Source organism: Streptomyces sp. MI02-7b (assembly GCF_033793585.1).
In the GTDB taxonomy this organism is placed as follows: domain Bacteria; phylum Actinomycetota; class Actinomycetes; order Streptomycetales; family Streptomycetaceae; genus Actinacidiphila.
This window is the reverse complement of the sequence record NZ_JARAWX010000003.1, coordinates 477,915-502,354: the sequence shown is the minus strand read 5'-3', so window position 1 is coordinate 502,354 and position 24,440 is coordinate 477,915. Positions and strand designations below refer to the sequence as shown.

At 73.4% G+C, this 24,440-nt stretch carries 20 protein-coding genes; 7 read left to right on the top strand and 13 right to left on the bottom strand.

Annotation, left to right across the window (positions count from 1 at the left end; translation table 11 throughout):
- Window positions 1–389 precede the first annotated feature (389 nt).
- Complete coding sequence (typA, locus tag PV364_RS06935) at window positions 390–2,285, bottom strand: translational GTPase TypA (RefSeq protein ID WP_319658794.1); 1,896 nt, start codon at window positions 2,283–2,285, stop codon at window positions 390–392.
- Between the two features lie 308 nt (window positions 2,286–2,593).
- Window positions 2,594–4,330 carry an ABC transporter family substrate-binding protein gene (locus PV364_RS06930; protein WP_319658793.1) on the bottom strand — a complete coding sequence of 579 codons (1,737 nt, stop codon included), beginning with the start codon at window positions 4,328–4,330 and terminating at the stop codon, window positions 2,594–2,596.
- A 274-nt stretch (window positions 4,331–4,604) separates the two neighbouring features.
- Here PV364_RS06930 and PV364_RS06925 point away from each other — a divergent pair, with 274 nt between their 5' ends.
- From PV364_RS06925 to PV364_RS06910, 4 genes are read left to right on the top strand one after another with little or no spacing between them, the layout of a single operon-like run.
- Window positions 4,605–4,898, top strand: coding sequence for a hypothetical protein (locus tag PV364_RS06925; RefSeq protein WP_319658792.1), 294 nt, complete (start codon window positions 4,605–4,607; stop codon window positions 4,896–4,898).
- A 10-nt stretch (window positions 4,899–4,908) separates the two neighbouring features.
- A complete protein-coding gene (locus PV364_RS06920) occupies window positions 4,909–5,760 on the top strand; it encodes a hypothetical protein (RefSeq protein WP_401981293.1) in 852 nt (283 codons plus the stop codon).
- Window positions 5,760–7,673, top strand: coding sequence for a fumarate reductase/succinate dehydrogenase flavoprotein subunit (locus tag PV364_RS06915; protein ID WP_319658791.1), 1,914 nt, complete (start codon window positions 5,760–5,762; stop codon window positions 7,671–7,673). The genes PV364_RS06920 and PV364_RS06915 overlap by 1 nt, the downstream gene beginning before the upstream one ends.
- A complete protein-coding gene (locus PV364_RS06910; RefSeq protein WP_319658790.1) occupies window positions 7,670–8,440 on the top strand; it encodes a succinate dehydrogenase/fumarate reductase iron-sulfur subunit in 771 nt (256 codons plus the stop codon). Before PV364_RS06915 ends, PV364_RS06910 begins: the two co-directional genes overlap by 4 nt.
- Window positions 8,441–8,491: 51 nt before the next feature.
- Here the strand turns inward: PV364_RS06910 and PV364_RS06905 are convergent, their stop codons facing one another.
- The 6 genes from PV364_RS06905 to PV364_RS06880 all read right to left on the bottom strand — a co-directional run bounded on the left by PV364_RS06905 (window position 8,492) and on the right by PV364_RS06880 (window position 15,917).
- Window positions 8,492–11,110: a SpoIIE family protein phosphatase gene (locus PV364_RS06905; protein WP_401981296.1), complete on the bottom strand. Its 2,619-nt coding sequence runs from the start codon at window positions 11,108–11,110 to the stop codon at window positions 8,492–8,494.
- A 146-nt stretch (window positions 11,111–11,256) separates the two neighbouring features.
- Window positions 11,257–13,839, bottom strand: a complete 2,583-nt coding sequence (locus PV364_RS06900; protein WP_319658789.1) for a SpoIIE family protein phosphatase — start codon at window positions 13,837–13,839, stop codon at window positions 11,257–11,259.
- Window positions 13,840–14,002: 163 nt separating this feature from the next.
- Entirely contained in the window at window positions 14,003–14,407 is a 405-nt protein-coding gene (locus PV364_RS06895) for a (deoxy)nucleoside triphosphate pyrophosphohydrolase (RefSeq protein WP_319658788.1), read from the bottom strand.
- 10 nt (window positions 14,408–14,417) lie between these two features.
- Entirely contained in the window at window positions 14,418–14,588 is a 171-nt protein-coding gene (locus PV364_RS06890; protein WP_319658787.1) for an SPOR domain-containing protein, read from the bottom strand.
- Window positions 14,585–15,022 (bottom strand): RpiB/LacA/LacB family sugar-phosphate isomerase, encoded by a 438-nt coding sequence (locus tag PV364_RS06885; RefSeq protein ID WP_319658786.1) that lies wholly within the window; start codon window positions 15,020–15,022, stop codon window positions 14,585–14,587. Before PV364_RS06885 ends, PV364_RS06890 begins: the two co-directional genes overlap by 4 nt.
- Window positions 15,023–15,209: 187 nt before the next feature.
- Window positions 15,210–15,917: an SDR family NAD(P)-dependent oxidoreductase gene (locus tag PV364_RS06880; RefSeq protein WP_319658785.1), complete on the bottom strand. Its 708-nt coding sequence runs from the start codon at window positions 15,915–15,917 to the stop codon at window positions 15,210–15,212.
- A 145-nt stretch (window positions 15,918–16,062) separates the two neighbouring features.
- Between PV364_RS06880 and PV364_RS06875 the strand changes: the two genes are divergently transcribed.
- Window positions 16,063–16,902 carry a helix-turn-helix transcriptional regulator gene (locus tag PV364_RS06875; RefSeq protein WP_319658784.1) on the top strand — a complete coding sequence of 280 codons (840 nt, stop codon included), beginning with the start codon at window positions 16,063–16,065 and terminating at the stop codon, window positions 16,900–16,902.
- Window positions 16,903–17,356: 454 nt separating this feature from the next.
- On the opposite strand, the gene PV364_RS06870 is transcribed toward PV364_RS06875, so the two are convergent.
- The 4 genes from PV364_RS06870 to PV364_RS06855 all read right to left on the bottom strand — a co-directional run bounded on the left by PV364_RS06870 (window position 17,357) and on the right by PV364_RS06855 (window position 21,817).
- A complete protein-coding gene (locus tag PV364_RS06870) occupies window positions 17,357–18,112 on the bottom strand; it encodes a GntR family transcriptional regulator (protein WP_319658783.1) in 756 nt (251 codons plus the stop codon).
- 90 nt (window positions 18,113–18,202) lie between these two features.
- Window positions 18,203–19,489: a M14 family zinc carboxypeptidase gene (locus PV364_RS06865; RefSeq protein ID WP_319658782.1), complete on the bottom strand. Its 1,287-nt coding sequence runs from the start codon at window positions 19,487–19,489 to the stop codon at window positions 18,203–18,205.
- A 145-nt stretch (window positions 19,490–19,634) separates the two neighbouring features.
- Window positions 19,635–20,609 (bottom strand): LPXTG cell wall anchor domain-containing protein, encoded by a 975-nt coding sequence (locus tag PV364_RS06860; RefSeq protein ID WP_319658781.1) that lies wholly within the window; start codon window positions 20,607–20,609, stop codon window positions 19,635–19,637.
- 152 nt (window positions 20,610–20,761) lie between these two features.
- Window positions 20,762–21,817, bottom strand: coding sequence for a carboxymuconolactone decarboxylase family protein (locus tag PV364_RS06855; RefSeq protein ID WP_319658780.1), 1,056 nt, complete (start codon window positions 21,815–21,817; stop codon window positions 20,762–20,764).
- Window positions 21,818–22,020: 203 nt separating this feature from the next.
- On the opposite strand from PV364_RS06855, the gene PV364_RS06850 reads away from it, so the two are divergent.
- Entirely contained in the window at window positions 22,021–23,181 is a 1,161-nt protein-coding gene (locus PV364_RS06850; RefSeq protein ID WP_319658779.1) for a sensor histidine kinase, read from the top strand.
- Complete coding sequence (locus PV364_RS06845) at window positions 23,178–23,930, top strand: response regulator transcription factor (RefSeq protein WP_319658778.1); 753 nt, start codon at window positions 23,178–23,180, stop codon at window positions 23,928–23,930. The genes PV364_RS06850 and PV364_RS06845 overlap by 4 nt, the downstream gene beginning before the upstream one ends.
- Here PV364_RS06845 and PV364_RS06840 read toward each other — a convergent pair.
- The gene (locus PV364_RS06840) at window positions 23,858–24,439 is read right to left on the bottom strand and encodes a hypothetical protein (RefSeq protein ID WP_319658777.1); all 582 of its coding nucleotides are present in this window, start codon (window positions 24,437–24,439) and stop codon (window positions 23,858–23,860) included. The two genes, PV364_RS06845 and PV364_RS06840, sit on opposite strands and share 73 nt — an antisense overlap.
- Window position 24,440: the final 1 nt, after the last annotated feature.

Here is a 24,440-nt window from a genome sequence, read left to right as displayed (position 1 = left end):
TAGACAGACACCGACGAAACGGACTTGTAACACAAGTATCGGTGAACGCTGTCCGGTATTCGGACGTCGGCAGTTGAAAACACTTGCCCTGAAAGCGCGTGGATCCACGCGAATGTACGTGCCTGACGGACCGCCAGGGAACGCACTGTCGCGGCCGCGCCACTGGCGTAACCGCGACACCCCGCTCCGGCTCACCTGGCCCGCTGCGCACGGCCGTTACGGCGGTGACATCAGTCACAAGGAGTGCCCGCGAGGGTCTGGCGGGGGTGGTTCTCGTCACGTTTCCCCCGTCCGGCGCCGCGGACGGGGGTCCACGGCGCCGGTCGCACAAAGGCACCGGCCCCGGCTGCCCGCGGGAACGGGAGCAGGGCCGGTGCCCGGGGTTCGCGTCAGCGCTTGGCGCGGGAGGCGGTGCGACCGCGCTCCTTCTGGTCCAGGACGACCTTGCGGATGCGGACCGTCTCCGGGGTCACCTCGACGCACTCGTCGTCGCGGCAGAACTCCAGGGACTGCTCCAGGGAGAGCTTGCGCGGCGGGACGATCGCCTCGAAGGAGTCGGCGGAGGAGGAGCGCATGTTGGTGAGCTTCTTCTCCTTGGTGATGTTGACGTCCATGTCGTCGGCGCGGGAGTTCTCGCCGACGATCATGCCCTCGTACACCTCGGTGCCCGGGTCGGTGAAGAGCACACCGCGCTCCTGGAGGTTCGTCATCGCGAACGCGGTGACGACACCGGCGCGGTCGGCGACCAGGGAGCCGTTGTTGCGGGTGACCAGCGGGCCGAACCACGGCTCGTGGCCCTCGTGGATCGAGTGGGCGATACCGGTGCCGCGCGTGCCGGTCAGGAACTCGGTACGGAAGCCGATCAGACCACGTGAGGGCACGATGAACTCCATGCGGACCCAGCCCGAGCCGTGGTTGGACATGTTGTCCATGCGGCCCTTGCGGGTGCCCATGAGCTGCGTCACGGCGCCCATGTGCTCCTCGGGCACGTCGATGGTGATGCGCTCGACCGGCTCGTGGACCTTGCCCTCGACCTCGCGGGTGACCACCTGCGGCTTGCCGACGGTCAGCTCGAAGCCCTCCCGGCGCATGGTCTCGACGAGGATGGCCAGCGCCAGCTCACCGCGGCCCTGCACCTCCCAGGTGTCGGGACGCTCGGTCGGCAGGACGCGGAGGCTGACGTTACCGATCAGCTCGCGCTCCAGGCGGTCCTTGACCAGACGGGCGGTGACCTTGCGGTCCTTGACCGCCGACTTGTCGGCGCCCTTGCCGCCGGGGCCGCGGCCGACCAGCGGCGAGGTGTTGGCGCCGATGGTCATGGAGATCGCCGGCTCGTCCACCGTGATCAGCGGCAGCGCGATCGGGTTCTCCGGGTCGGCCAGCGTCTCGCCGATGGTGATGTCGGCGATGCCGGCGACGGCGCAGATGTCGCCCGGGCCGGCCTTCTCGGCGGGCTTGCGGGTGAGCGCCTCGGTCATCAGCAGCTCGGTGATGCGGACGTTCTGGATCGAGCCGTCGCGCTTGATCCACGCGACGGTCTGGCCCTTCTTGAGCTCGCCCTGCTCGACGCGGAGCAGCGCGATACGGCCCAGGAAGTTGTCGGCGTCGAGGTTGGTGACGTGCGCCTGCAGCGGCGCGGCCTCGTCGTACGCCGGGGCCGGCACGTGCGCGAGCAGCGTGGAGAAGAACGGCTCCAGGCTGTCGCTGTCGGCCGGGACGGTGCCGTTCTCCGGCTTGGTCAGCGAGGCCACGCCGTCCCGCGCGCAGGCGTAGACGATCGGGAACTCGATCTGGTCCTCGTCCGCGTCCAGGTCCAGGAACAGGTCGTACGTCTCGTTGACGACCTCGTCGATCCGTGAGTCCGGGCGGTCGGTCTTGTTGATGCAGAGGATGACCGGCAGCTTCGCGGACAGCGCCTTGCGCAGCACGAAGCGGGTCTGCGGCAGCGGGCCCTCGGAGGCGTCCACCAGCAGCACGACCGCGTCGACCATCGACAGACCGCGCTCGACCTCGCCGCCGAAGTCGGCGTGGCCGGGGGTGTCGATGATGTTGATCGTGATGGGGTCGCCGCCACCCTTGGGGTGGTACTTGACGGCCGTGTTCTTCGCGAGAATGGTGATGCCCTTCTCGCGCTCCAGGTCGTTGGAGTCCATCATCCGGTCGTCCAGATGCTGGTGCGCGGCGAAGGCTCCGGCCTGCTTGAGCATGGCGTCCACCAGCGTCGTCTTGCCGTGGTCGACGTGGGCGACGATGGCGACATTACGAATGTCGTTGCGCGTGGGCATACTGGGGCGCTTCTCCCGGGTAGGTAGGTGGGGCGGCGTGCCCTCGTCGGCACACCAGCCCGCCGGGCGAGTCAAGCCACGGCCTCACCCCATGGTACGGGGCCCGGAGGGTAACGACGGCCCGGGCATGATCGCCCCGGCCGCGGCCCGGGCCGCGCCGGTGCCCGCTGCCCGCTCCCCGGCCGCGTACCGGCAGGTGTGTGATCTTCGTCCCGGTGACGCGGCGGTGCCCCGCGCCGCAGCACGGACGCTGCGGCGCGGGGCACCGTCGCACGGGCGGACCGACGGCGGTCACCCGGGCGGGAGGATCACTTCCTGAAGCCGATGTCCTGGAAGCGCGGGGTCGCGAAGCCGAAGGCGCCCGCGTTGCGGACGGAGGAGCGCAGGGCGACCAGCTCGGGGCGCTGGAAGAGGGGCAGGGAGCCGGCCACGGCCCAGATGCGGGCGTCGGCGCGGGCCGCCAGGTCGCGTGCGGTGCCCGGGTCGAGCTCGCCGGAGGCCTGGTCGAGGAGCTGGTCGATCTGGTCGGTGCCGACCCGGGGGAAGTTCTGCGCGACGACCAGGCTCCCGTCGGGGCCGGCCTCGGGCTTGGCGTAGATGGGCCGGGTGTCGGTGGCCGGGAAGGCCGTGCCGGGCCACGAGTACAGCGCCAGGTCGAAGTCGCCTGCGGCGAGGTGGTCGCGCAGGAAGCTCTCGTCGGAGACCTTCTGGATCTCGGTGCGCACGCCGATCCCGGAGAGCATGGCGGCGATGCGGTCGCCGACCGCGTCCAGGGCCTTGTTGGACTCCGGCAGCACGAAGCGCAGCGTGAGCGCCTTGCCGTTCTTGCGCAGCACGGTGGTGGAGGGCTCGACGACCGTGACCCGGACCTTGCGCGCGGACGCCGCCTGGTTGCGCTCCGCCGGACCGGCGGGGGCCAGGGCGGTGCGGCGCCAGCCCGCGTCGGCGAGCTGTGCCTGCGCGGCCTTGGGGTCGGACTCGCCGAGGGCGGAGCTGTGGTCCGCGTACCCGGCCTGGGAGGCGAGCAGCAGGTGGTTGCCGAGCGGTTCGTCGGGCAGGCCGACCGGCTTGAGCACCGAGCGCGCGATCTCCTGCCGGTCGACCGCGCGGGCCACGGCGCGCCGGACCCGCTCGTCGGCCAGCGGGCCGTCGGCGCCGTTGAGGGCGAGCTGCGTGTAGGAGGCCGAGCGCGTCCGGTACACCGACACACCCTTGATCTTCGGGGTGCGGTCCACCTTCGCCATGTCCAGCGAGCCGTCGGCCAGGCCGGCGGCCCGCAGGTGCGCCGGCACGGCGGCCAGCACCAGCCGGTCCAGTCTGGCCCGGTCGCCCCACCAGCGCGGGTTGCGGACCAGGGTGACGTCCTTGGCGGTGACCTTCTGCACCTTGAACGGACCGCCGGCCACCGGCAGGGCGCGGCGGGCGGAGTCGTTGAAGGCCGCGGCGGTGCCGGTCACGGACTTGGGGTAGAGCGGGGTGAAGAGCGACTGCCAGTCGGCGAAGCGACGGGCGAAGGTCACCCGGACCTCGCCCGGCTCCTTGCCCTGCGCGACCGAGGCGATCCGGTCGTAGCCGGCGTTGCGGGCGGCCCAGTAGGCCTCGTCCTTGCCGCGCAGCGCCTTCCACTGGGCGGCGAAGTCGGCGGTGGACACGGCCCGGCCGTCGCTCCAGACCGCCTTCGGGTTGAGCTTGTACGACACGACCTGCCGCGGCTCGCGCTCCACGACCTGCGCGGACTCCAGCAGGTCGGCGTCCCGCTGCGGCCGTCCGCTGCCGTCCAGCCGGAACGTCGCGGGGAGCACCGCCGCGGCCACCAGGTCCGTGGTGTCGTCGGCCGGGCTCTGGAAGGCGTTGAGCGTGGCGGGCGCGGTGTCGACGGCCCAGCGCAGCGTGCCTCCGTCGCGCACCGCGTCGCGCGGCGCCGAGGCGAGGTCGGTCCCGGCGAGCGGGTCCTCACGGCCCGCGGAGCACCCGGCGAGCGTCGCCAGTGCGAGGGCCAGCGCGGTGGCGAGCGCGGGAGGGGAGAGGGGGGCGCTGCGGGCCATCGTTGCGTACCTCCGCGAACCGGGGCCATGACCATGTGGCGTATTTGCCGCTTATCGCACCTCACTGAAAGCGATCATCACGCCGCCTCGCGCCCGACACGGCGCACGCCTCCCGGCTCCCACCCGACCGGCCCAACGGGGCGCGCGGCGCCGGGCGTACGCCCCCCACGAGTGTGAGAATCACGGCAGATCTCTTCCCAAGCGCGACTGTGACGCGCAACACTCGGCAGGCGCTAGCGCCGTGCACCGCACCGTGGCGGAGGTGAGGACAGCCATGTCCCTGCAGGACGATCTGACATCGGTACAGCGCCGGCTGGACGAGCTCGGCAGAGCCGTGTCCCGGCTCGAACAGCAGGTCGGCGACAGCCTTGACATGCGGCGCGTGCGCGCCGACACCAAGCACCTGAGCGACGACCTCGCGCTGCTGCGTGACAGCGTCAGCACCACCCACACGGGGCAGAAACCGCGCCCGGAGATGGTGACCATCCCCGACACGCCGTACGACCCCTCATTCTGGTCCGGCGCGGAGGACGAAGGGCTGGGGGCGCCGGACCGCCGAGCGCCCTAGGGAGCCACCTTTGGCCACAGATACCGGAACCGAACCCGGAACCGAACCGCCTCCACCCGCTCCACCCGCGCGCCACGGCGTCCTGTCCGCCGGGCGCGCCGCCATTCCCGCCCGCCACCTGCGCACCGACCGGTGGTGGCTGCAACCCCTGCTGACCGCGCTGGGCCTGACCGCCTTCGTCGTCTACTCGACGTGGCGCGCCTTCGCGGGCGCGCACTACTACGCGGAGCCGTACGTCTCGCCGTTCTACTCCCCCTGCCTGGCGTCGAACTGCGTGGACATGCCGCTGGGCGCCCGCTGGCCGATCTTCGGCGGCTGGTGGGGCCTGTCCCCGGCGCTGCTCGTCCTGATCTTCCCGCTGGGCTTCCGGCTGACCTGCTACTACTACCGCAAGGCGTACTACCGGGGCTTCTGGGCCTCGCCGCCCGCCTGCGCGGTGGCCGAGCCGCACGCCGGGTACACCGGCGAGACCCGCTTCCCGCTGATCCTGCAGAACATCCACCGGTACTTCTTCTACTTCGCGATCCCGGTGGCCGCGATCCTCAGCTACGACGTCGTCCTGGCCTTCCGGGACGGGCGGGGCGCGTGGGGGCACATGGGCCTGGGCACCCTGGTGCTGCTGGTGAACATCGCCCTGATCTGGGCGTACACCTTCTCCTGCCACTCCTGCCGGCACATCGTCGGCGGACGGCTGAAGCACTTCTCGCGGCATCCGGTGCGGTACCGCGCCTGGACCTGGGTGGGGCGGCTCAACCGCCACCACATGGGGCTGGCCTGGGCCTCACTGATCAGCGTGGCCGTGTCCGACTTCTACGTCTATCTGGTCGCCAGTGGGGCGTTCGACGATCCGAGGTTCTTCTGATGACGCAAGTCGAACGGCACGCCTACGACGTCGTCGTGGTCGGCGCGGGCGGGGCCGGGCTGCGGGCCGCCATCGAGGCGCGCGAGCAGGGCATGCGCACCGCGGTGATCTGCAAGTCGCTCTTCGGCAAGGCGCACACCGTCATGGCCGAGGGCGGCATCGCCGCGAGCATGGCCAACGTCAATCCGCACGACAACTGGCAGGTGCACTTCCGCGACACCATGCGCGGGGGCAAGTTCCTCAACCAGTGGCGGATGGCGGAGCTGCACGCCCGCGAGGCGCCGGACCGGGTGTGGGAGCTGGAGACCTGGGGCGCGCTCTTCGACCGCACGAAGGACGGGAAGATCTCCCAGCGCAACTTCGGCGGCCACGAGTACCCGCGGCTGGCGCACGTCGGCGACCGGACCGGCCTGGAGCTGATCCGCACCCTCCAGCAGAAGATCGTCTCGCTGCAGCAGGAGGACCAGGCCGAGTACGGCGACCACGAGGCCCGGCTGAAGGTCTTCCAGGAGTGCACGGTCACCCGGGTGCTCAAGGACGGCGACCGTGTGTCGGGGATCTTCGGCTACGTGCGGGAGTCCGGGCGCTTCTTCGTGGTCGAGTCGCCGGCCGTGGTGCTGGCCACCGGCGGCATCGGCAAGTCCTTCAAGGTGACGTCGAACTCCTGGGAGTACACCGGCGACGGGCACGCGCTGGCGCTGCTGGCCGGGGCACCGCTGATCAACATGGAGTTCGTGCAGTTCCACCCCACCGGCATGGTCTGGCCGCCGTCCGTGAAGGGCATCCTGGTCACCGAGTCGGTGCGCGGCGACGGCGGGGTGCTGCGCAACTCCGACGGCAAGCGGTTCATGTTCGACTACATCCCGGACGTCTTCAAGGAGAAGTACGCGCAGAGCGAGGAGGAGGGCGACCGCTGGTACGAGGACCCGGACCACAACCGCCGCCCACCCGAGCTGCTGCCCCGCGACGAGGTGGCGCGCGCGATCAACTCCGAGGTCAAGGCGGGTCGCGGCACCCCGCACGGCGGTGTGTTCCTGGACGTCTCCACCCGGCTGCCCGCCGAGGTCATCCGGCGCAAACTCCCCTCCATGCACCACCAGTTCAAGGAGCTGGCGGACGTCGACATCACCGCCGAGGCGATGGAGGTCGGCCCGACCTGCCACTACGTGATGGGCGGCGTGGACGTGGAGCCGGACACGGCGGCGGCCACCGGGGTGCCGGGGCTGTTCGCGGCCGGTGAGGTCGCGGGCGGCATGCACGGCTCCAACCGGCTCGGCGGCAATTCCCTGTCGGACCTGCTGGTCTTCGGCCGGCGGGCGGGTCTGCACGCGAGCGAGTACGCGGCCGGGCTCGGCACGGCCCGTCCGGCGGTGGCGGAGTGGCAGGTCGACGCCGCCGCGGCGGAGGCGCTGCGCCCGTTCAGCGCGGAGGCCGAGAAGGTCGCGGACGAGGTCGCGGAGAACCCGTACTCCCTCCACCAGGAACTGCAGCAGACGATGAACGACCTGGTCGGCATCATCCGCAAGCAGAACGAGATGGAGGAGGCGCTGACCCGGCTGTCGGCCCTGCGGGTGCGGGCGCGGCGGGCCGGTGTCGAGGGGCACCGGCAGTTCAACCCCGGCTGGCACCTGGCGATCGACCTGCGCAACATGCTGCTGGTCAGCGAGTGCGTGGCGCGGGCGGCACTGCAGCGCACGGAGTCGCGCGGCGGGCACACCCGGGACGACTACCCGGAGATGGACCGGCGCTGGCGCAAGGTCAATCTGGTGTGCCGGCTGACCGATCCGGCCAACGCCTTCGGCGAGGTCTCGGTCGACCGGCGGGAGTCGGTGCCGATCCGCGACGACCTGCTCGCGCTGTTCGAGAAGGACGAGCTGCTGAAGTACCTGACGGACGAGGAGCTGGACCGGTGAGCACGTACTCGGGGCACTTCAGGGTGTGGCGCGGTGACGCCGACGGCGGTGAGCTCAAGGACTACCAGGTCGAGGTGCACGACGGCGAGGTCGTCCTCGACATCATCCACCGCCTGCAGGCCACCCAGGCGGGCGATCTGGCGGTGCGGTGGAACTGCAAGGCGGGCAAGTGCGGTTCGTGCAGCGCGGAGGTCAACGGGCGTCCGAGGCTGATGTGCATGACCCGCATGTCGGTCTTCAGTCGCGAGGAGACCGTCACGGTCACCCCGATGCGCACCTTCCCGGTCGTACGGGACCTGGTGACGGACGTGTCCTTCAACTACGAGAAGGCGCGGGAGATCCCCTCGTTCGTGCCGCCCAAGGGGGTCGCGCCGGGCGAGTACCGGATGTTCCAGGAGGACGTGGAGCGCTCGCAGGAGTTCCGCAAGTGCATCGAGTGCTTCCTGTGCCAGAACACCTGCCACGTCGTCCGTGACCACGAGGAGAACAAGAAGGCCTTCGCGGGCCCGCGCTTCCTGATGCGGGTGGCGGAGCTGGACATGCATCCGCTGGACGCGGCCGAGGAGTCGGGGCTGGACCGCAAGCGGTCGGCCCAGGAGGAGCACGGCCTCGGCTACTGCAACATCACCAAGTGCTGCACCGAGGTGTGCCCCGAGCACATCAAGATCACCGACAACGCGCTGATCCCGCTCAAGGAGCGCGCGGTGGACCGCAAGTACGATCCGCTGGTCTGGCTGGGCGACAAGATCCGCCGCCGCAGCAGCTGACCACCGGTCCGGTCCGGCCACGGGGCCGACCGGGCTCGTTCGGGGCGCTGCTCAGAACAGGCTGAGCAGCGCCTCGATCGTGTCCTCCCCCGAGGTGCCGCCGCCGTCGGCGGGCAGCGCGAGTTCGAACCAGACCGTCTTGCCGCGGTGCGTGCGGCGGGACCCCCAGCGCGTACTGAGCAGCGAGACCAGCTGCAGGCCCCGGCCGCCCTCGTCGGTGGCGCGGGCGCGCCGGCGGCGGGGCTGCACGAGGGCGTCGTCCCAGACCTCGCAGACCAGGGTGCGGTCGCGCAGCAGGCGCAGCCGGATGTCGCCGTGGCCGTGCCGCAGGGCATTGGTGACCAGTTCGCTGACGAGCAGCTCGGTGGTGTCCACCAGGGCCGCCAGATCCCAGGACAGCAGGCACTCGCGGGCCAGTTCGCGGGCCCGGGCCACCGAGCGGGGGGTCGGCTCCAGCGTCCAGTCGCCGACGGAGTCGGCGGGCAGTCCGTGCACGCGGGCCATCAGCAGGGCGATGTCGTCCTCGCCGTGGGCGGTGTCGAGCCGGGCCAGTATGTGGTCGCAGACGTCCTCCAGCGGGCGCTGGGGGTCGTCCAGCGCCATGCGGAACGCGCGCAGGCCCTCGTCCAGGGGGTGGCTGCGGGACTCGACGAGGCCGTCGGTGTAGAGGGCCAGCAGGGCGCCGTCCGGGAGGTCCACCTCGACCTCCTCGAAGGGCTCGCCGCCGACGCCGAGCGGCATGCCGGTCGGGACCTCCAGCATCATGGCGGGTTCGCCCGGCTCGACCAGGACCGGCGGCAGGTGGCCGGCGTTGGCGATGGTGACACGTCGGGTGATGGCGTCGTAGACGGCGTAGACGCAGGTGGCGAGGTAGACCTCGGACAGGTCGGAGGAGTCGGCCTCCTTGCCGTGCCGGCTGGTGCGGCCCTCGCCGCTGCCGCCGAGGCCGCGGGCGACCTCGTCCAGGGCGGTCAGGACGTCGGCGGGCTCGATGTCGAGCAGCGCCAGGGTGCGCACCGCGGTGCGCAGTTCGCCCATGGCGACGGCGGCGCGCAGACCGCGGCCCATGACGTCGCCGACGACGAGTGCGGTGCGGTGGCCGGGCAGTTCGATCACGTCGAACCAGTCGCCGCCGACCTCGGTCTCCATGTTGCCCGGCAGGTAGCGGCAGGCGATGTCGAGGCCCGCGGCCTCGGGGTTGCCGGGGGGCAGCAGGCTGCGCTGGAGGATGAGGGCGCGCTCGTGCTCGCGGCGGTACAGCCGCGCGTTGTCGATGAAGATCGCGGCGCGGGCGGCCAGTTCCTCGGCGATCATGCGGTCCCGCTCGGAGAACGGCTCGCTGCCCTTGGCGCGGGCGAACTGCACCAGGCCGAGCACGGTGTCGCGGGCGACGACCGGCACCGCCAGGGTGGACTGGACGAGCCCGCCGCCCAGTTCACCGAGCTCCACCTCGGTGTCGCCGCCGTCGCCGGCTATCACCTGCGTCTGCGCGGTGCGCAGGGCGCCCGCCCAGGGCGAGTTGAACGGATAGCGGTGCACGGCGCCGACGGAGACCGGGCTGCCGCCGTGGGCGCCGCCCAGCCGGGTCACCGGGGCGTCGGAGACGGCGCTGGCGAAGGCGACCCTGCGGACCTCGCCGCTGCCGTCGGCGGTGCCGACGGGGCCCTCCTCGCCCACCAGGAGCGCCTGGTAGAGGTCGACCGAGGCCAGGTCGCAGAAGTGCGGCACGGCGACGTCGAGCAGTTCGCGGGCGGTGGTCTCCAGGTCCAGGGAGCTGCCGATGCGCCGGCCGGCCTCGTTGAGCAGGGCGAGGTTGCGGCGGGTGTGCGCGGCCTCCCGCTCGGCGCGCTGGCGTCCGGTCACGTCCTGGGCGAGGCCGGCGACGCCGATGGGCCGTCCGCTGCCGCTGTGCAGCCGGTACAGCGAGATCGCCCAGCGGCGCCGGCTGGTCGCCCCGCCGGCCGCCGGGACGGTGCCGACGATCGTCATGTCCAGCACGGGCTCGCCGCTGTCCAGCACCTGCTTGAGCGCGGCCGTCAGCCGGTCGGCCTCGACGCGGGAGAGGAAGTCGTGCGGGCTGCGTCCGTGGTGCCCGCCGGGGGTGCGGCCGAACACGGTGGCGAAGCGCTCGTTGACCCGCAGCAGCCGCAGGTTCGTGTCGAAGAGGATGAAGCCCATCGGCGACTGGCCGAACACCGCCTGGGAGGAGGCGAGATCGGTCTCGATCTGGCGCAGCACCCGCATGTCGACGGCGATGCACAGCGCCCCGCGGCCGTTCGTCTCGCCGCGCGAGGGCATGACGTAGACCTCGGCGAGGCCTTCCTGGCCGGCCTTGTCGCGGTAGGGGACGACGCCGGTCCACTCGCGGCCGTCGAGGATCTCCGCGACACGCTCGTGCGCGCGTTCACGGCGGTCCTCGGGCACGAAGGCGCGGATGGGGTCCTTGCCGAGGGCCTCGGACGCGGGCACCCCGAAGAACTCCTCGGCGCGCTCGCTCCACTGCTCGATCCGCCCGTCGGGACCGAGGGAGAACGACGCGACCCGGATGTAGTCGTAGATCGACCCGGGCGGGCTCGACTGCCAGGCGCTCTGCGGCAGGGCCTCAGGGTTCCGGGGCCCAACGGCCCCCGATGGCTCATCGCTCACGCCCGACCCCTCCAGCTCACACATACGGACCGGCTGGTGCCGAGTATTCAGCATTACCCCCGTTCCGCACATGGTCTTGTCGATCACAGCATCATCTCAAGGCGTACGGATCCCTCCTACGCCCCACTTCAACTACCCTGCTCCCGCGCGCCGAACCGTGTGCGAGGCGGTCATGCCGGTGCGGGCAGGGCGAGTTCGAACCAGACGGTCTTCCCCAGCGGTCCGTGACGGGTCCCCCAGCGCCGGGAGGCGCGGGCCACCAGTTGCAGTCCCCGGCCGCCCTCGTCCTCGGCGCCGGCGGAGCGTTCGCGCGGCGGATCGGGCAGCGGGTCGGAGACCTCGACCAGCAACGAGGTACCGCGCACGACGCGCACGCCGATCGGCCCGTGGGCGTAGCGCAGGGAGTTGGTGACCAGTTCGCTGACGAGCAGCACGGTCACGTCGGTCAGCTCCCTCAGCTCCCAGCGCGTCAGGGTGTCCCGCACGAGCCGCCGGGCCTGACGCACCGCGCTCGGCTCGGCGGCGAAGGTCCAGGCGGCCGTGCTGCCCTCGGGCAGGCCGCCGAGGCGGGCCACCAGCAGGGCCACGTCGTCGGGTTCGCGGCCGTGCGCGAGGGTGGCCAGCAGGTCGTCGCAGGTGGTCTCCAGGGAGCGCGGGGGGCGGCGGGCGAGCACCGCGCGGAGCCGGTCCAGGCCGACGTCGATGTCCTCGTCGCGGGCCTCGATCAGGCCGTCGGTGTAGAGCACCAGCACGGCCCGGTCGGGGACGTCGACCTCCACCGACTCGAACTCCACGCCGCCGACGCCGAGCGGCACCCCGGCCGGGATGTCCATCAGCCGCACGCCGTGCGCCCCCTCCGCCCGGTCCGTTCCCGGCACGACCAGCACGGGCGGCGGATGGCCGGCACGCGCGACGGTCAGCCGCCGGGTGGAGGGGTCGTAGACGGCGTAGACGCACGTCGCCGTCCAGCCCTCGGCGGTGTCCCCGGCCAGGTCGTCCCCGAGGTCGTCGACCCGCCGCAGCAGTTCCTCCGGCGCCATCTCCATCGCCGCCAGGGTGCGCACCGCGGTGCGCAGCCGCCCCATGGTCGCCGCGGCCCGCAGGCCGTGCCCGATGACGTCCCCGACGACCAGCGCCACCCGGCCGCCGGCGAGCGGGATGACGTCGAACCAGTCGCCGCCCGCTGCGGCGCCCGAACTGCCGGGGACGTAGCGGAAGGCGAGCTCCACCCCGGGCGGTTCGGGGACGCTCTGCGGCAGCAGGCTGCGCTGGAGCATCAGCGCGCCCTCGCGCTCGCGGATGTAGAGGCGGGCGTTGTCCAGGGCGGCGGCCGAGCGGTCGGCCAGCTCCCTCGCCAGCGCGAGGTCCTCGGCGTCGAACGGCTCGCGCCCGCCGGCCCGGCTGACCACCAGCAGGCCCAGCACGATGCCGCGGGCCAGCAGCGGTGCCACGATCAGCGAGTGGATGCCGAGGTCGACCGCGGCCTGCACCTTGGGGTCGCCGGGGTAGGTGGTGATCGTCTCCCGCAGTTCCCGCGGGCTCTGCACCAGCGCGGGCCTGCCGGTGTGCAGCACCGCGCCGAAGATCGACGCGCGGTCGACCTGGATGACCTTGCCCAGGCCGAGCATCCGCTCGACGAGCGGCCCCTCCTTGATCGCCCCGATGCCCAGCTGGCGCATTTGCGTGGCGTCCCCGTACGGGGCGCCGGGCAGCTCGCCGCCGTCCGGCACATTGGCGTGCAGGATGACCCCGCTGTAGTCGCTGAACCGGGGCACGACGGCCTGCGCCAGCTGCTCGGCGATCCGCCGCACGTCCAGCAGGTCCGCCAGTCGCGAGCCGACGTCGTTGAGCAGGGCCAGCCGGCGGCGGGCGCGCTCGATCTTCGCGGCGGAGTGCTGGCGCTCGGTGACGTCCATGACAGTGCAGCTGATGCCGAGCACCCGGCCCGCCCCGTCCTCCAGGCGGTGGTAGGAGACCGACCGCCATCCCGAGGCGGGGCCGGGGACGACGACGTCGATGACCGCCCGCCCGGTGGCCAGCACGTGCCGCTGCAGCGTCGCCAGTTCCTCGGCGGCGTCCTTGTGCACCACCTCCTCGACCCGGCGGCCCAGCGTCTGCTCGCGGGGGACGCCGTTCATCCGGGTCAGGGCGTCGTTGACGCGGATGTAGCGCAGGTCGGTGTCGAAGATGGCGACGCCGAGCGGGGAGGAGTCGAAGAGCGGGTCCAGGGCCGCGAGGTCGTGCTCCAGGGTGCGGATGCGGCTGGTCTCGGCGACCGAGGCCAGGACGAACTGGCGGCCGTCCCCGTCGACCAGCATCGAGGCCCTGGCCTCCACCTGCACGAGGTGGCCGTCGCGGTGGCGCAGCCACAGCACGCCGTCCCAGCTGCCGGAGCGCAGCAGCTCCTCCAGGATGCGTTCCGCCGAGCCGGGGGAGGGCACGGCGGCGAGCCGGCGGCTGCCGCGGGCGGCCGGCCGGGCGCCGGTCGCCAGCAGGGTGCCGACCCGGCGGCCCACGATGTGCTCGCCCGCCCAGCCGAGCATCTCCTCCGCGAGCGGGCTCCACAGCAGGACCCGCCCGGAGGTGTCGAGCATGACCACGGCCAGCCGCAGCGTGTCCAGGAGGCTGCCCGCCGTGGTGGGCGCGGACGGCGGCGACCCCACGGTGCCGCGCGCACGGGGAGCCCCGGTCCCGGGCTGCGCAGGGTGCTGCGTACCCTCCGGGTCCTCCGTGGAGTCGTCGCTCCGGGTCATGGGTGGGGACCCCAGACGATTGCGGGGTGTCCGGCGGGTGGCCGCCGGAGCGTCATGGGCGGATCAATCAGCCCATACCCGGTATTCCGGTCCGCGTATCGCGGGGCGGCGGCGGGTAGGGGTGCGTCGGCGGCCACGGGTCCGGCGGCGGGAGAGCGGCGCATCAGCGCCCGGACGCCCGCGCCGCCGCCCAGGCCACGGCAGGCCGGTCCTGGTCCAGCCAGTCCACCTCGTGGACGCTGCCGGGGGCGAGCCAGCGCAGCTCGTCGTGGTCCTGCAGCGGCCGGGGCTCGCCCGAGAGGATGCGCGCGGTCCAGACGTGCAGCACGTACCCCGGTTTCAGCGGCCACTCGCCGGGGACGCGTTCCAGGGGTTCCGCCTCGATGCCGAGCTCCTCGCGCAGCTCCCGCACCAGCGCGTCCCGCGTGGTCTCGCCGGGTTCGGTCTTGCCGCCGGGCAGCTCCCAGCGGCCGGCCAGCTCCGGCGGGGCGGTGCGCCGGGCGGCGAGCAGCCTGCCGTCGTCGAGCAGGGCGGCACCGACCACCACCGTCACGTCGCGCGTCGTCATGCGCGGAACCTTACGACGCGCGGCGGTCGATGCGCTCGATCACATAGAGCTGCTTGTGCCCGCGGGCGTCGAGGGTGTCCGCGACGTGCTCGGCCTCCTGACGGGTGGCGTAGCGGCCGACACGGTAGCGGTTGCCGTTGTCGTCCTGACGTATGACGACCCACACCAGCTCGCCGCTCATCGGATCTCCTCCAGGTGCGCGACGTTGGCGCGGTCGTCTGCCTCGGTGCTGGGGCCGCCCGCGAGCCAGGCGTCGAGGATCTCCCGGAGCAGAGGTGCGCTGGTGAGCCGCAGGCTGAGCGCGAGGGTGTTGGCGTCGTTCCAGGTGCGGGCGCCGTCGGCGGAGTACGCGTCGACGCACAGGGCGGCGCGGACGCCCGGCACCTTGTTGGCGGCGATGGAGGCTCCCGTCCCGGTCCAGCAGCAGACCACGGCCTGGTCGGCGCGGCCCTCCCCGACGTCCCGGGCGGCGCTCTCGGCGCTCCAGGCCCAGTCCGGGCGGTCGCCGGCGCGCAGTGCGCCGTGCGGAAGGACGGTGTGGCCGCGGCCGCGCAGTTCGTCGACGAGCAGCCGCGCCACTGGCTCGTCCATGTCCGAGGAAACGGCGATGCGCATATGCCGGAGCCTACGCCTCAACGTGACGCGCCGGACACGTTCGGACGGTATTCGACTCGATCGGGCCATGTTCGATGGGGAGTTGACTCAGAAGGGCCTCTCGTTCGCGCCCTCCGGACTCCCCCGCACGCCCCGGCGGCGCCTGAGTCGGCCAGGGCGCCGCCGGAGCAAGGGAACTGACGGGACGTCACCAGGGCAGGGCGCCGTTGCGGTCGAAGTAGCCGCCGGTCGGGCCGTCGGGGGCGACCGTCGCCATGCGGACGATGACCTCCGCGCCCTCCTCGACCGTCTGGAAGCCGGTGTTGCCGTTCAGGTCGGTCTTGGTGAAGCCGGGTTCCACGGCGTTGACCCGGAAGTCCGGGAGCGCCTTCGCGTACTGCACGGTGATCATGTTGACCGCCAGCTTGGACGCCGGGTAGTCCAGCCCCGGGAACAGGTACGCCGGCTGGTCGGGGTCGGACACGTGGTGCAGCGAGGCCAGACCGCTGCTGACGTTCACGACGACCGGGGCGGCGGACCGGCGCAGCAGCGGCAGGAAGGCGTGGGTGACGCGCACGACGCCGAAGACGTTGGTCTCGAAGGTCTGCCGCATCCGGTCGGCGGTGGTCTCGGCGGTGGGCACCACGCTGTTGTCCGCCCGGCGCACCTCGATGCCGGCGTTGTTGATCAGCACGTCCAGCCCGCCGGCGGCCTCGATCGTCCGCGCGGCGGCCGCCACCGAGGCGTCGTCGGTGACGTCGACGACGACGGAGCGCGCGCCCAGTCGCTCGGCGGCCTCCCGGCCGCGCTCGGCGTCCCGCGCGCCGATCCAGACGGTGTGGCCCTCGGCGATCAGGCGGCGGGCGGTCTCGTACCCCAGGCCCTTGTTGGCTCCGGTGATGAAAGTGGTCGGCATGGTCTCGCTCCTCGGCTGGGACGGTCGATGGGCCGGTGACGGATGCCTCCAGCGTGCGGCGGGGACCGCCGCACAGACAGTCGTCCGGTGTTCCTGGGACTCGCGGTACCAGGGCGATCCCGCGTCCGCGGAGCACACTGGGGACATGGCGACAGCGGAATTCGGCAGTGCGGTGCGCCGGTGGCGCGACAAGGTGTCCCCGGAGGCGGCAGGTCTGCCCACGGGCGGCCACCGGCGCGCGGCGGGCCTGCGCCGTGAGGAGCTGGCCCAGCTCGCCGGGATCTCCGTCGACTACGTCACCCGGCTGGAACAGGGCCGCGCCTCCCACCCCTCGGCGCAGGTCGTGGAGGCCATGGCCCGTGCCCTGCGGCTGTCCCCGGCCGAGCGGGCCCACCTGTTCGAGCTGGCCGGGCTGGCGCCGCCGGGGCCCGAGTCGGTGCCCGCGTACATCACCCCGAGCGTCCACCGGCTGCTGGACCGCATGGCGGGCACGCCCGTCGCGGTCTACGACGCGTCCTGGACGCTGCTCCAGTACAACCCGCCCTACGCGGCCCTGATGGGCGACCCCTCCGGCTGGCGCGGCAACGAGCGCAACGGCGTCTGGCGGCACTTCCTCGGCCTGAGCAGCCGCGCCCGGCACCACCCGGAGGACCTGGAGGCGTTCGAGACGGCGATCGTCTCCGACCTGCGCGCCGCCGCCGCACGCTACCCGTCCGACCAGCGGCTGCGGCGGCTCGTCACGGAGCTGCGGGCGCACAGCCACCGCTTCGCCGCCCAGTGGGACTCCGGGGCGATCGGCCGCCACGAAGCCGCGCACAAGACCATCGACCACCCGCAGGTGGGCCCGGTGCGGCTGGACTGCGACGTGCTCACGGTGGCCGGCAGCGACCTGCGGATCATGATCTACACCGCCGAGCCCGGCACGGAGGACGCGGAACGCCTCGCCCTGCTCACCGTGCTCGGCACGCAGGCCCTGGTGGACTGACCCGGTCCGCGGCAGCCGAAGGGCCCCCGCGCACCCCCGTGGCCGCGGTGGCGGCCGCCACCGCCCGCGGGTTCGAGCCCGCCGCGCGGACGGTTCACCCCGGGTCGCCGCGTCGATCGTCGCGGACGCGCCCGGCGCCGCCTACGGTCCGGTCGGCCGTCTCCACGGTGACCAGGTCCGCCGAACAGGATGCCGGCCCGGCGATCGCCCCGCCCCCGGATGAATGCGCGGCTCCCGGGACGGCGCCACGGAAGCGGGGCGGCCCGGAGACGATCGCGACGCCCCAACGCCGCGAGGACGGGTACCCCCTCGGCCCGGGCGCCGGGCGGCCCTTCGCACCGGCCGAGGAGCGGCCGTGACCACGCCCACCGGGCACCGGCACCCGGGCCGGAGGTGCCGTAGCCGTGACGGGCCGTCACCGCACGGCGGCCGCGCGGCGTGCGCTCCATGCGCCTCACTTGACCGGCATGCGATAGGACGCCCGGTAGCGCTCGGCCGGGACGATGATGTCGGCCGTCTCGACGGGGAGGCCGGAGGCGTAGAACGTGCGGCGGATCTCGATGACGACGTGGCCCGGCACGCCGCCCAGCACCGCGGTCTCCTCCGCGAGACCGGGGCGGGCGCCGACCTCCTCGGCGACGTTGTCGACGACGATGTCGAGCGCGGCCATGCGCTCGACCACGCCCTGCCCGGCCAGCGGGCCCTCCTCCGGCAGGAGCACGGGCGTGCGTCCGGTGACGGACAGCGGTTCCCACGAGGTCGCGAGCATCATCGGCTCACCCTCGGCCCGGTAGAGGTAGCGGGTGCGCATCACCCGGTCGCCGGGCTGGATGCCCAGCCGCTCGGCGACCCGCGGGCCTGCGGCGTCCTGGAAGCTGTTCGCCTCCCAGCTGCCCTTGAAGCTCTCGTCCGCCTGCTCCTGCCGGAACGGAGAGGCCTGGCCGCCGGCCTGCCGGTAGCCGGTGCGGACGATCAGCCGCGGGTCGGGGCGCTCGCGGACGTACGTGCCGGAGCCGGAGCGGCCCTCCACGAAGCCCTCGGCCATCAGGACCTTGCGGGCCTCCAGCGCGACGGTGTCCGACACCCCGTACTCGGCGCGGATGCGGGCCTGCGAGGGCAGGCGGGTGTGCGGAGGGAGCGTGCCGTCGAGGATCTTCTGGCGGAGATCCTCGGCGACGCGAAGGTACGCGGGCTGCTCACCGAAAGGCACGTGCCCCTCCCTCGGGTTGACTGTGTGCAACAGCTTGGCAACACACCGTTGCCAGTCGCAAGTCTTGCCCATCGGATTACTTCTGTCGCGTCATCCCGGCAACAGCTCGAACGCCGCGACAACCACCCTGGCGTGCTGCTCCGTCTGGTGCCTGACGGGGACCCAGCGGGCCCGGTGCGCGGTCTCGTACGCCCGGCACCACTCGGCGACCAGCCGCTCCAGGCACTCGCGAACCGCGGCGGCGGGCGCCTGGGACGGCTCGACGCCCCGGGCGAGTCGCAGCAGCATGGCCGCGGCGCGCAGCGGCAGGCGCTGGGCGTAGATCTCGACGCTGCTGACCCGGGCCCGGGTCATCGCCGGCAGCGGCGGGGCGGAGGCCGTGCGCAGCGCCGGGTCCCAGTCGGCGGCGAGCCGCGGGCCGACGGCGACGATCTCGCGCGCGGCCCGCAGCAGCGGGCCGCCGTCCCCGGGCAGGTAGGGCCGCAGTTCCCCGATCAGTCCTCCGACGTGGTCGCTCGTCCGGCGCAGGGCGACGCCGGCGGCCCGCAGCGCCTCGTCGGCGGCGGGGTGCGGGGAGGTGTCGCCCGCACGGTCGCAGGCCCACATCGGCACCTCGGCGATCGCGGTGACGCCGCCATAGCGGTGGGCGTAGGTCCACGTGGAGTTGCTGGCGTCCTCGCGCGGGCCGCCCGGGGGCGGCATCACGTAGACACCGGGGCCGGGGCTCGGCCAGTGGAAGGCGTCGGAGGAGCCGGCCTCCAGCGGGATGTCGAACTCGGCGGCGGACTTGGCGATCCGTTCCGCCAGCCGGGGGATGGCCCGGGTCACCTGGATGAAGCTGCCGCCGACGTCGATGCCGTGCAGCGAGCACTGCAGCACCGGACGCAGCTCGTCGATGACCGCGATCAGCGCCCGGGTCTCGGGCAGCGCGCCGGCCAGCGATCCGTCGTCGGGCAGCCACTCCGGCTGCTCGGCGGCGCGCGGGCGGAAGAAGTGCCGGTAGTGGCCGAGCATCGTGAACCGGCCGTCGGGGACGGCCTCGTTGAGCCGCGCGCCGTCCGGGTCGGCGCACAGCAGGAAGTGCCAGGACGCGTCGGCGCCCTCGCGCAGCGCGGGATCGGCCGCCACCCACCGGGCCAGCCGGAGCGCGGTGGCGCCGCCGACCATCTCGTTGGCGTGCGGCCCGGCCACGACCAGGACGTTGCGCCGTCCGTGGCCCACCGACAGCAGGAGCAGCGGTTCCCCCGCCCGGGAGGTCCCCACCGTCCGCACCCGGCACAGATCGGGCCTGCGAAGGGTCAGGGCCCTGGCCGCCGCGGCGACCTCGTCCACGGTCGGGTACCGGTCACCGGCGGTGGTCTCCCCCGGATGTCTCATACAGCCCCCCGCTGTGGTCCTGCCGTCGCATCGGATTGTCCCAATGCCCGCGAACCCGGGGCTAGTACGCGTAGGCGTGGTCGCCGCGCACGGACGAAGGGGGTACGGCGCCTGGCGGAGCCGTACCCCCTTCGCTGCCGGAGCGTCAGTGGCGACGGGCGGCCTGGCGGCGGCGCGAGGCGAAGACGACCGCACCGCCGGCGAGCAGCAGCAGCGCGGCGGCCGCGGAGACCATGCCGACGTTGCCGGAACCGGTCTCGGCGAGGTCGCCGGACTCACCGTTCGGGGACTGGGCGGCGTCGACCGCGGCCGGGCTGGAGGCCGGCGCGGAGGCGGACGCGGACCCGGACGCCGACGGCGTCGCGGAGTCGGAGGCCGGGACCGAGGCGGTCGGCGTCGGGGTGTCCGTGGCGGGCGGCGTGGTGGTCTCGTCGCCGCCGGCCGGGGTGGTCGGGGGCGCCGTGGTCGGCGGCGCGCTGCTCGGCGGCGTGGACGGGACGGTCTGCTCGGAGCAGTCCTTGGTGCCGCCGTTCCACCAGGCGATCTTCTTGTCGCCGATGACCGCGTGGTCCGGGCCCTCGGGCAGCGGGCCGTGCTCGTAGCCGTCGTTGGCGTTCATGACGCCGTCGTACTTCTTGTTGCCGTAGTACAAGTCGACCTGGGCGAAGCAGGTCACGTCTGGGACGGCGACGTCGAGCGTGTCGGTGCCGTTGGTGATCGAGACGGTGTCCCAGTCGTGGAACACCTGCTTGCCCGAGGTCTCGAAGGTGGCGCCGTGCGTGCGGTACGAGGCCAGGGACACGGTGCAGGACGAGGAACCGTCCGCCACGCGCACCTTGACGTGCACCTTTCCGTCGTCGGCGGGCTTGAGGGTGACGTCGTCGACCTTCACCGACGCGTACCAGTTGGTGCCGTCGAGCGAGAACTCGCAGCGGTCGGTGCTGGTCTTGGTGCCACCACCGTGGCCGGGCTTGTAGGTGTGGTGGCCGCCGTTGTTCCAGCCCTTGCCGCCGGGGCAGTCGCTCGCCCAGGCGGAGGTGGCGCCCGCCGCGGACAGGGCGACGGCGGCGGCACTCACACCGAGCAGCCGTCCGATGGTGACGCGTCGCGATATGGACATGCGGAACCCAATCTTGCGTTGCGTGGCCCGGCGGGAGCGCGAATGACGGCAGCAGTCCCCGTGTGCGAGCAGGCCGAGGCGTCGCCGGGCGGAGGTCGAGGTGCACACGGGGCTCTACGGCCCCAGTGGCACCACGCATCGTCGTGTCTGCGTCAATGGCCTGTCAACCTGGCCCGCTGAAAAGGTCGTTGGATCGAGGTTTCGATCCGGGAAACGGCGAGATGGGCGCCGAACGCCAGCAGCCGCACCAGATCCGCGTCGTACGGGTCCGGGTCGGCGGCGCGCCAGGCCTCGGCGTCCGCCTCGGTGATCCGGTACGGGGCCAGCGCCGCGAGCAGCACCAGTCGCGCCGCGGGGCGCCGGCCCGCCGGGAGCGCGGCCGTCCAGCGCGTGATCCAGCCGTCGCCCAGCGGCGGGTGCGAGCCGTCCCACGCGTCCACGGCGGCGGCCACGGCCTCCCGGGCCTGCTCGCCGAGCCGTTCCCCGCCGCGCCCGGCCGCCGTCCGCAGGGCCGCGAACGCGGTTCCCACGGGTGCGTCCCCGGCCCAGTACGGGGGCCGTCCGGCCGGCACCCCGCGCAGCAGCGGCAGACTCTCGCCGGGCCGGAGCTCCCTGCGCACGGTGCGGGCCAGGGCCCGGCCGCCGGCGCTGCGCACCACCCGCAGCCGCTGCAGACCGGCGGGCATCATGTCGTCGCCGAGCAGCGCGGAGACCATCCGGTTGATGAAGTGGAAGGCCAGCGCGGTGCCGACGAACTCCGGTGCCGCGGCGTCGTCGAAGGGCCGGTCGGCCGCGGCCCCGGACGCGTCCGGTCCGAGGCCGGTCCGGGTCGCCCTCCCCCACGCGAGCAGCGCGGCGTGCTCCGGGTCGGCGGGTGTGCCGCCGCGGGCGGCGGTCTCGGCGAGCCGGTGGTCGCCGGTGGCGTGCAGCAGGACGGTGTGCGCGTCCACGCAGAAGGGGCAGCGGTTGGCCTGCGACACCCCCAGCGCGACGAGTTCCTTGGCGGTGCGGGAAGCGCGGCCCGCGAGCAGCGACTCGCGCAGTACCGCCCAGGTGGCGGCCAGCAGGTCGGGGGCGGGCGACAGCACCGCGAAGGTGGGCGCCCGCCGGACGCCGAAGTCCGTGGCCAGCTGTGCGTACACCGCGGCGGACCGGCCGGTGAGCGAGTCCGGCGGCGCGGGGGTGGTGAGGCGGAAGGGTGCGGGCACGGGGTGCCTCCTGCTGGGTCGTCGGGCCCGTTCGCGGGTCTCGATCGTGGCCCCGGACCGGTCCCCGGGTCGTCGTCCCCGGGAAGGGACATGGCACTGCTGCGCGGGCTGCGCCGCGGGGCGGCGCTACTCCCCGGGGAGTAGCGCGGGAGCCGTCTTCCAGGAGGACGTGCGGGGTGCGGGAGCCCGGTTAGGGTGCCGCCATGGGAGGCGCCAGGCTGATCGCACGTCAGGTCCGTGAATCACCCCTGGAACTGCGGGGGTGGCAGGGCGGGATCTTCGACGCGGTGCTGGGCCTCGTGCTCGTCGCCGACGTCCTGCTGCTGCCCGGTGTGCCGGCCCCGGCGGACGCCCTCGACCTCGTGCTGGCCCTCGTGGGCGCGCTGGCCGTCACCGGCAGCCGCCGCGCCCCGCTGTCCGCGCTGCTGCTGTGCACGGGCTGCATGCTGGCGTACGCGCTGCGGGTGCACCCGGGGCCGACGGCGGCCTTCCCGGTGCTGGTCGCCGTCCACATCGCGGTCAGGACCGGCGGGCGGCGGCTGCCGGTGAAGGTGGCGGTGCTGGCCTTCCTGGGCGGCTACCTGGCCTCCGGGCAGCCCGCGCCGACCGCGGCGCAGTCGACCGCGCTGCTGCTCGGCTGGTTCCTGGCCTCGGTCGCCATGGCCGTGGTGGGCCGGCACCGCCGCGCGTACCTGGAGCAGCTGGAACGGCGGGCGCTGGAGGCCGAACGCACCCGCGAGGAGGCGGCGCTGCGCCGCGCCGGCGAGGAACGGCTGCGCATCGCCCGCGAACTGCACGACTCGCTCACCCACAGCATCTCGATCATCAAGCTGCAGGCGGGCGTCGCCGTCCATCTGGCGCGCAAGCGCGGCGAGGAGGCCCCCGAGGCCCTGCTGGCCATCCAGGAGGCCAGCGGCGAGGCCATGCGGGAGCTGCGGGCGACGCTGGAGGTGCTGCGCGGCAGCGGCGGCGGCCACGGCGTGGACCGCATCGGGGACCTGGCCGAGCGCTCCCGTACCGCCGGGCTGCCCACCAGCGTCACCGTCAGCGGACGCGAGCGGCCGCTCGCCGACGGCGTCGACCGGGCCGCGTACCGCATCGTGCAGGAGGCGCTGACCAACGTCACCCGGCACGCCGGTCCGCGGCCGCGGGCCACGGTCCGCATCGAGTACGCGGACCGGCAGCTCGTCGTCCAGGTCGACGACGACGGCACCGCGGCGCCGGACGCGGAACCCGTCCCCGGCGTCGGCCTCACCGGCATGCGGGAGCGGGTCACCGCGCTCGGCGGGCGGCTGCGGGCCGGCCCGCGTCCGGAGGGCGGGTTCACCGTACGGGCCGAACTGCCACTGGAGGCGGCGACATGATCCGGGTGCTGATCGTCGACGACCAGGCGCTGATGCGGGCCGGGTTCCGGGCGCTGCTGGACGCGGAGGAGGGGATCGAGGTCGTCGCCGAGGCGGCCGACGGGCGGGAGGCCGTCGCGCTCGCCGAGCGGCACGTGCCCGACGTGGTCCTCCTGGACATCCAGATGCCGGTGCTCGACGGCATCGGGGCGACCCGGCGCATCGCCGCCGACCCGCGCCTGGCGGGGGTGCACGTCGTCATCCTGACCAACTACGGCCTGGACGAGTACGTCTTCGACGCGCTGCGCGCCGGCGCCAGCGGCTTCCTGCTGAAGGACACCGAGCCCGCCGACCTCGTCCAGGCCATCCACGTCGCCCAGCGCGGCGACGCGCTGCTCTCCCCGGCCATCACGCGCCGTCTGATCGCCGAGTTCGTCTCCCGGCCGCCGGACGCGGCGCACGCGGCGGGCCTGGAGGCGCTGACCAACCGCGAGCGCGAGGTGGTGGCGCTCGCCGCGCGCGGGCTGGCCAACGACGAGATCGCCGCGCGCATGGTCATCAGCCCGCTGACCGCCAAGACGCACGTCAGCCGGGCCATGACCAAGCTCGGTGCCCGTGACCGGGCCCAACTGGTCGTGTTCGCGTACGAGTCGGGGCTGATCACGCCCAAGTCCCCGGTCCCCGGGCCGCCACCGCCCTATGCGCCGGCCGGCTCCCCGGCTTCCTCGGCGGCCACGGCCCCGGAGGCTTCCCCGGGCTTCTCGAAGTAGACGTCGAGCACCGCGTCGAGCTCCTCGGACCAGGTCTTCATCCGGCCCCTGGCGGGCGTCTCGACCCAGGTCTCGTACCAGCGTCGCGGCGACAGGTAGACCGTCACGCCGAAACGGCGCCCGAACCGCGGGGCGTCGACCTCGACCGCGCCGATCTCGTCCCAGCCGAACTCGGCCTCGGTGTCGTCGAGCCGGAACGTGATGCCGTCCCGGTCCGCCCGGATCGAGCCGCGGCGGTCGGCGACCTCGAACACCGGCCCGTCGTCGTCCGGCTCCGCCTCCGGGTCGCGCCGCGCGGGCTCCTCCGCGGCGGTCTCCTCCGCGGGGGCGTCCTCGGCGGGGGACGGCGCGTCATCGGTGGCGGGCGCCGCCTTCACCAGGTCCGCGGACTCCGCCGCGGACGTGACCTGCGGCTCGTCCGGCTCCGGCACGGCGATGCCGGGGACGTACGCCGGATCGATGCCGGCCGCCTGTACGAGCGGGATGTTCGAACCTCTGCTCTGCTCCACG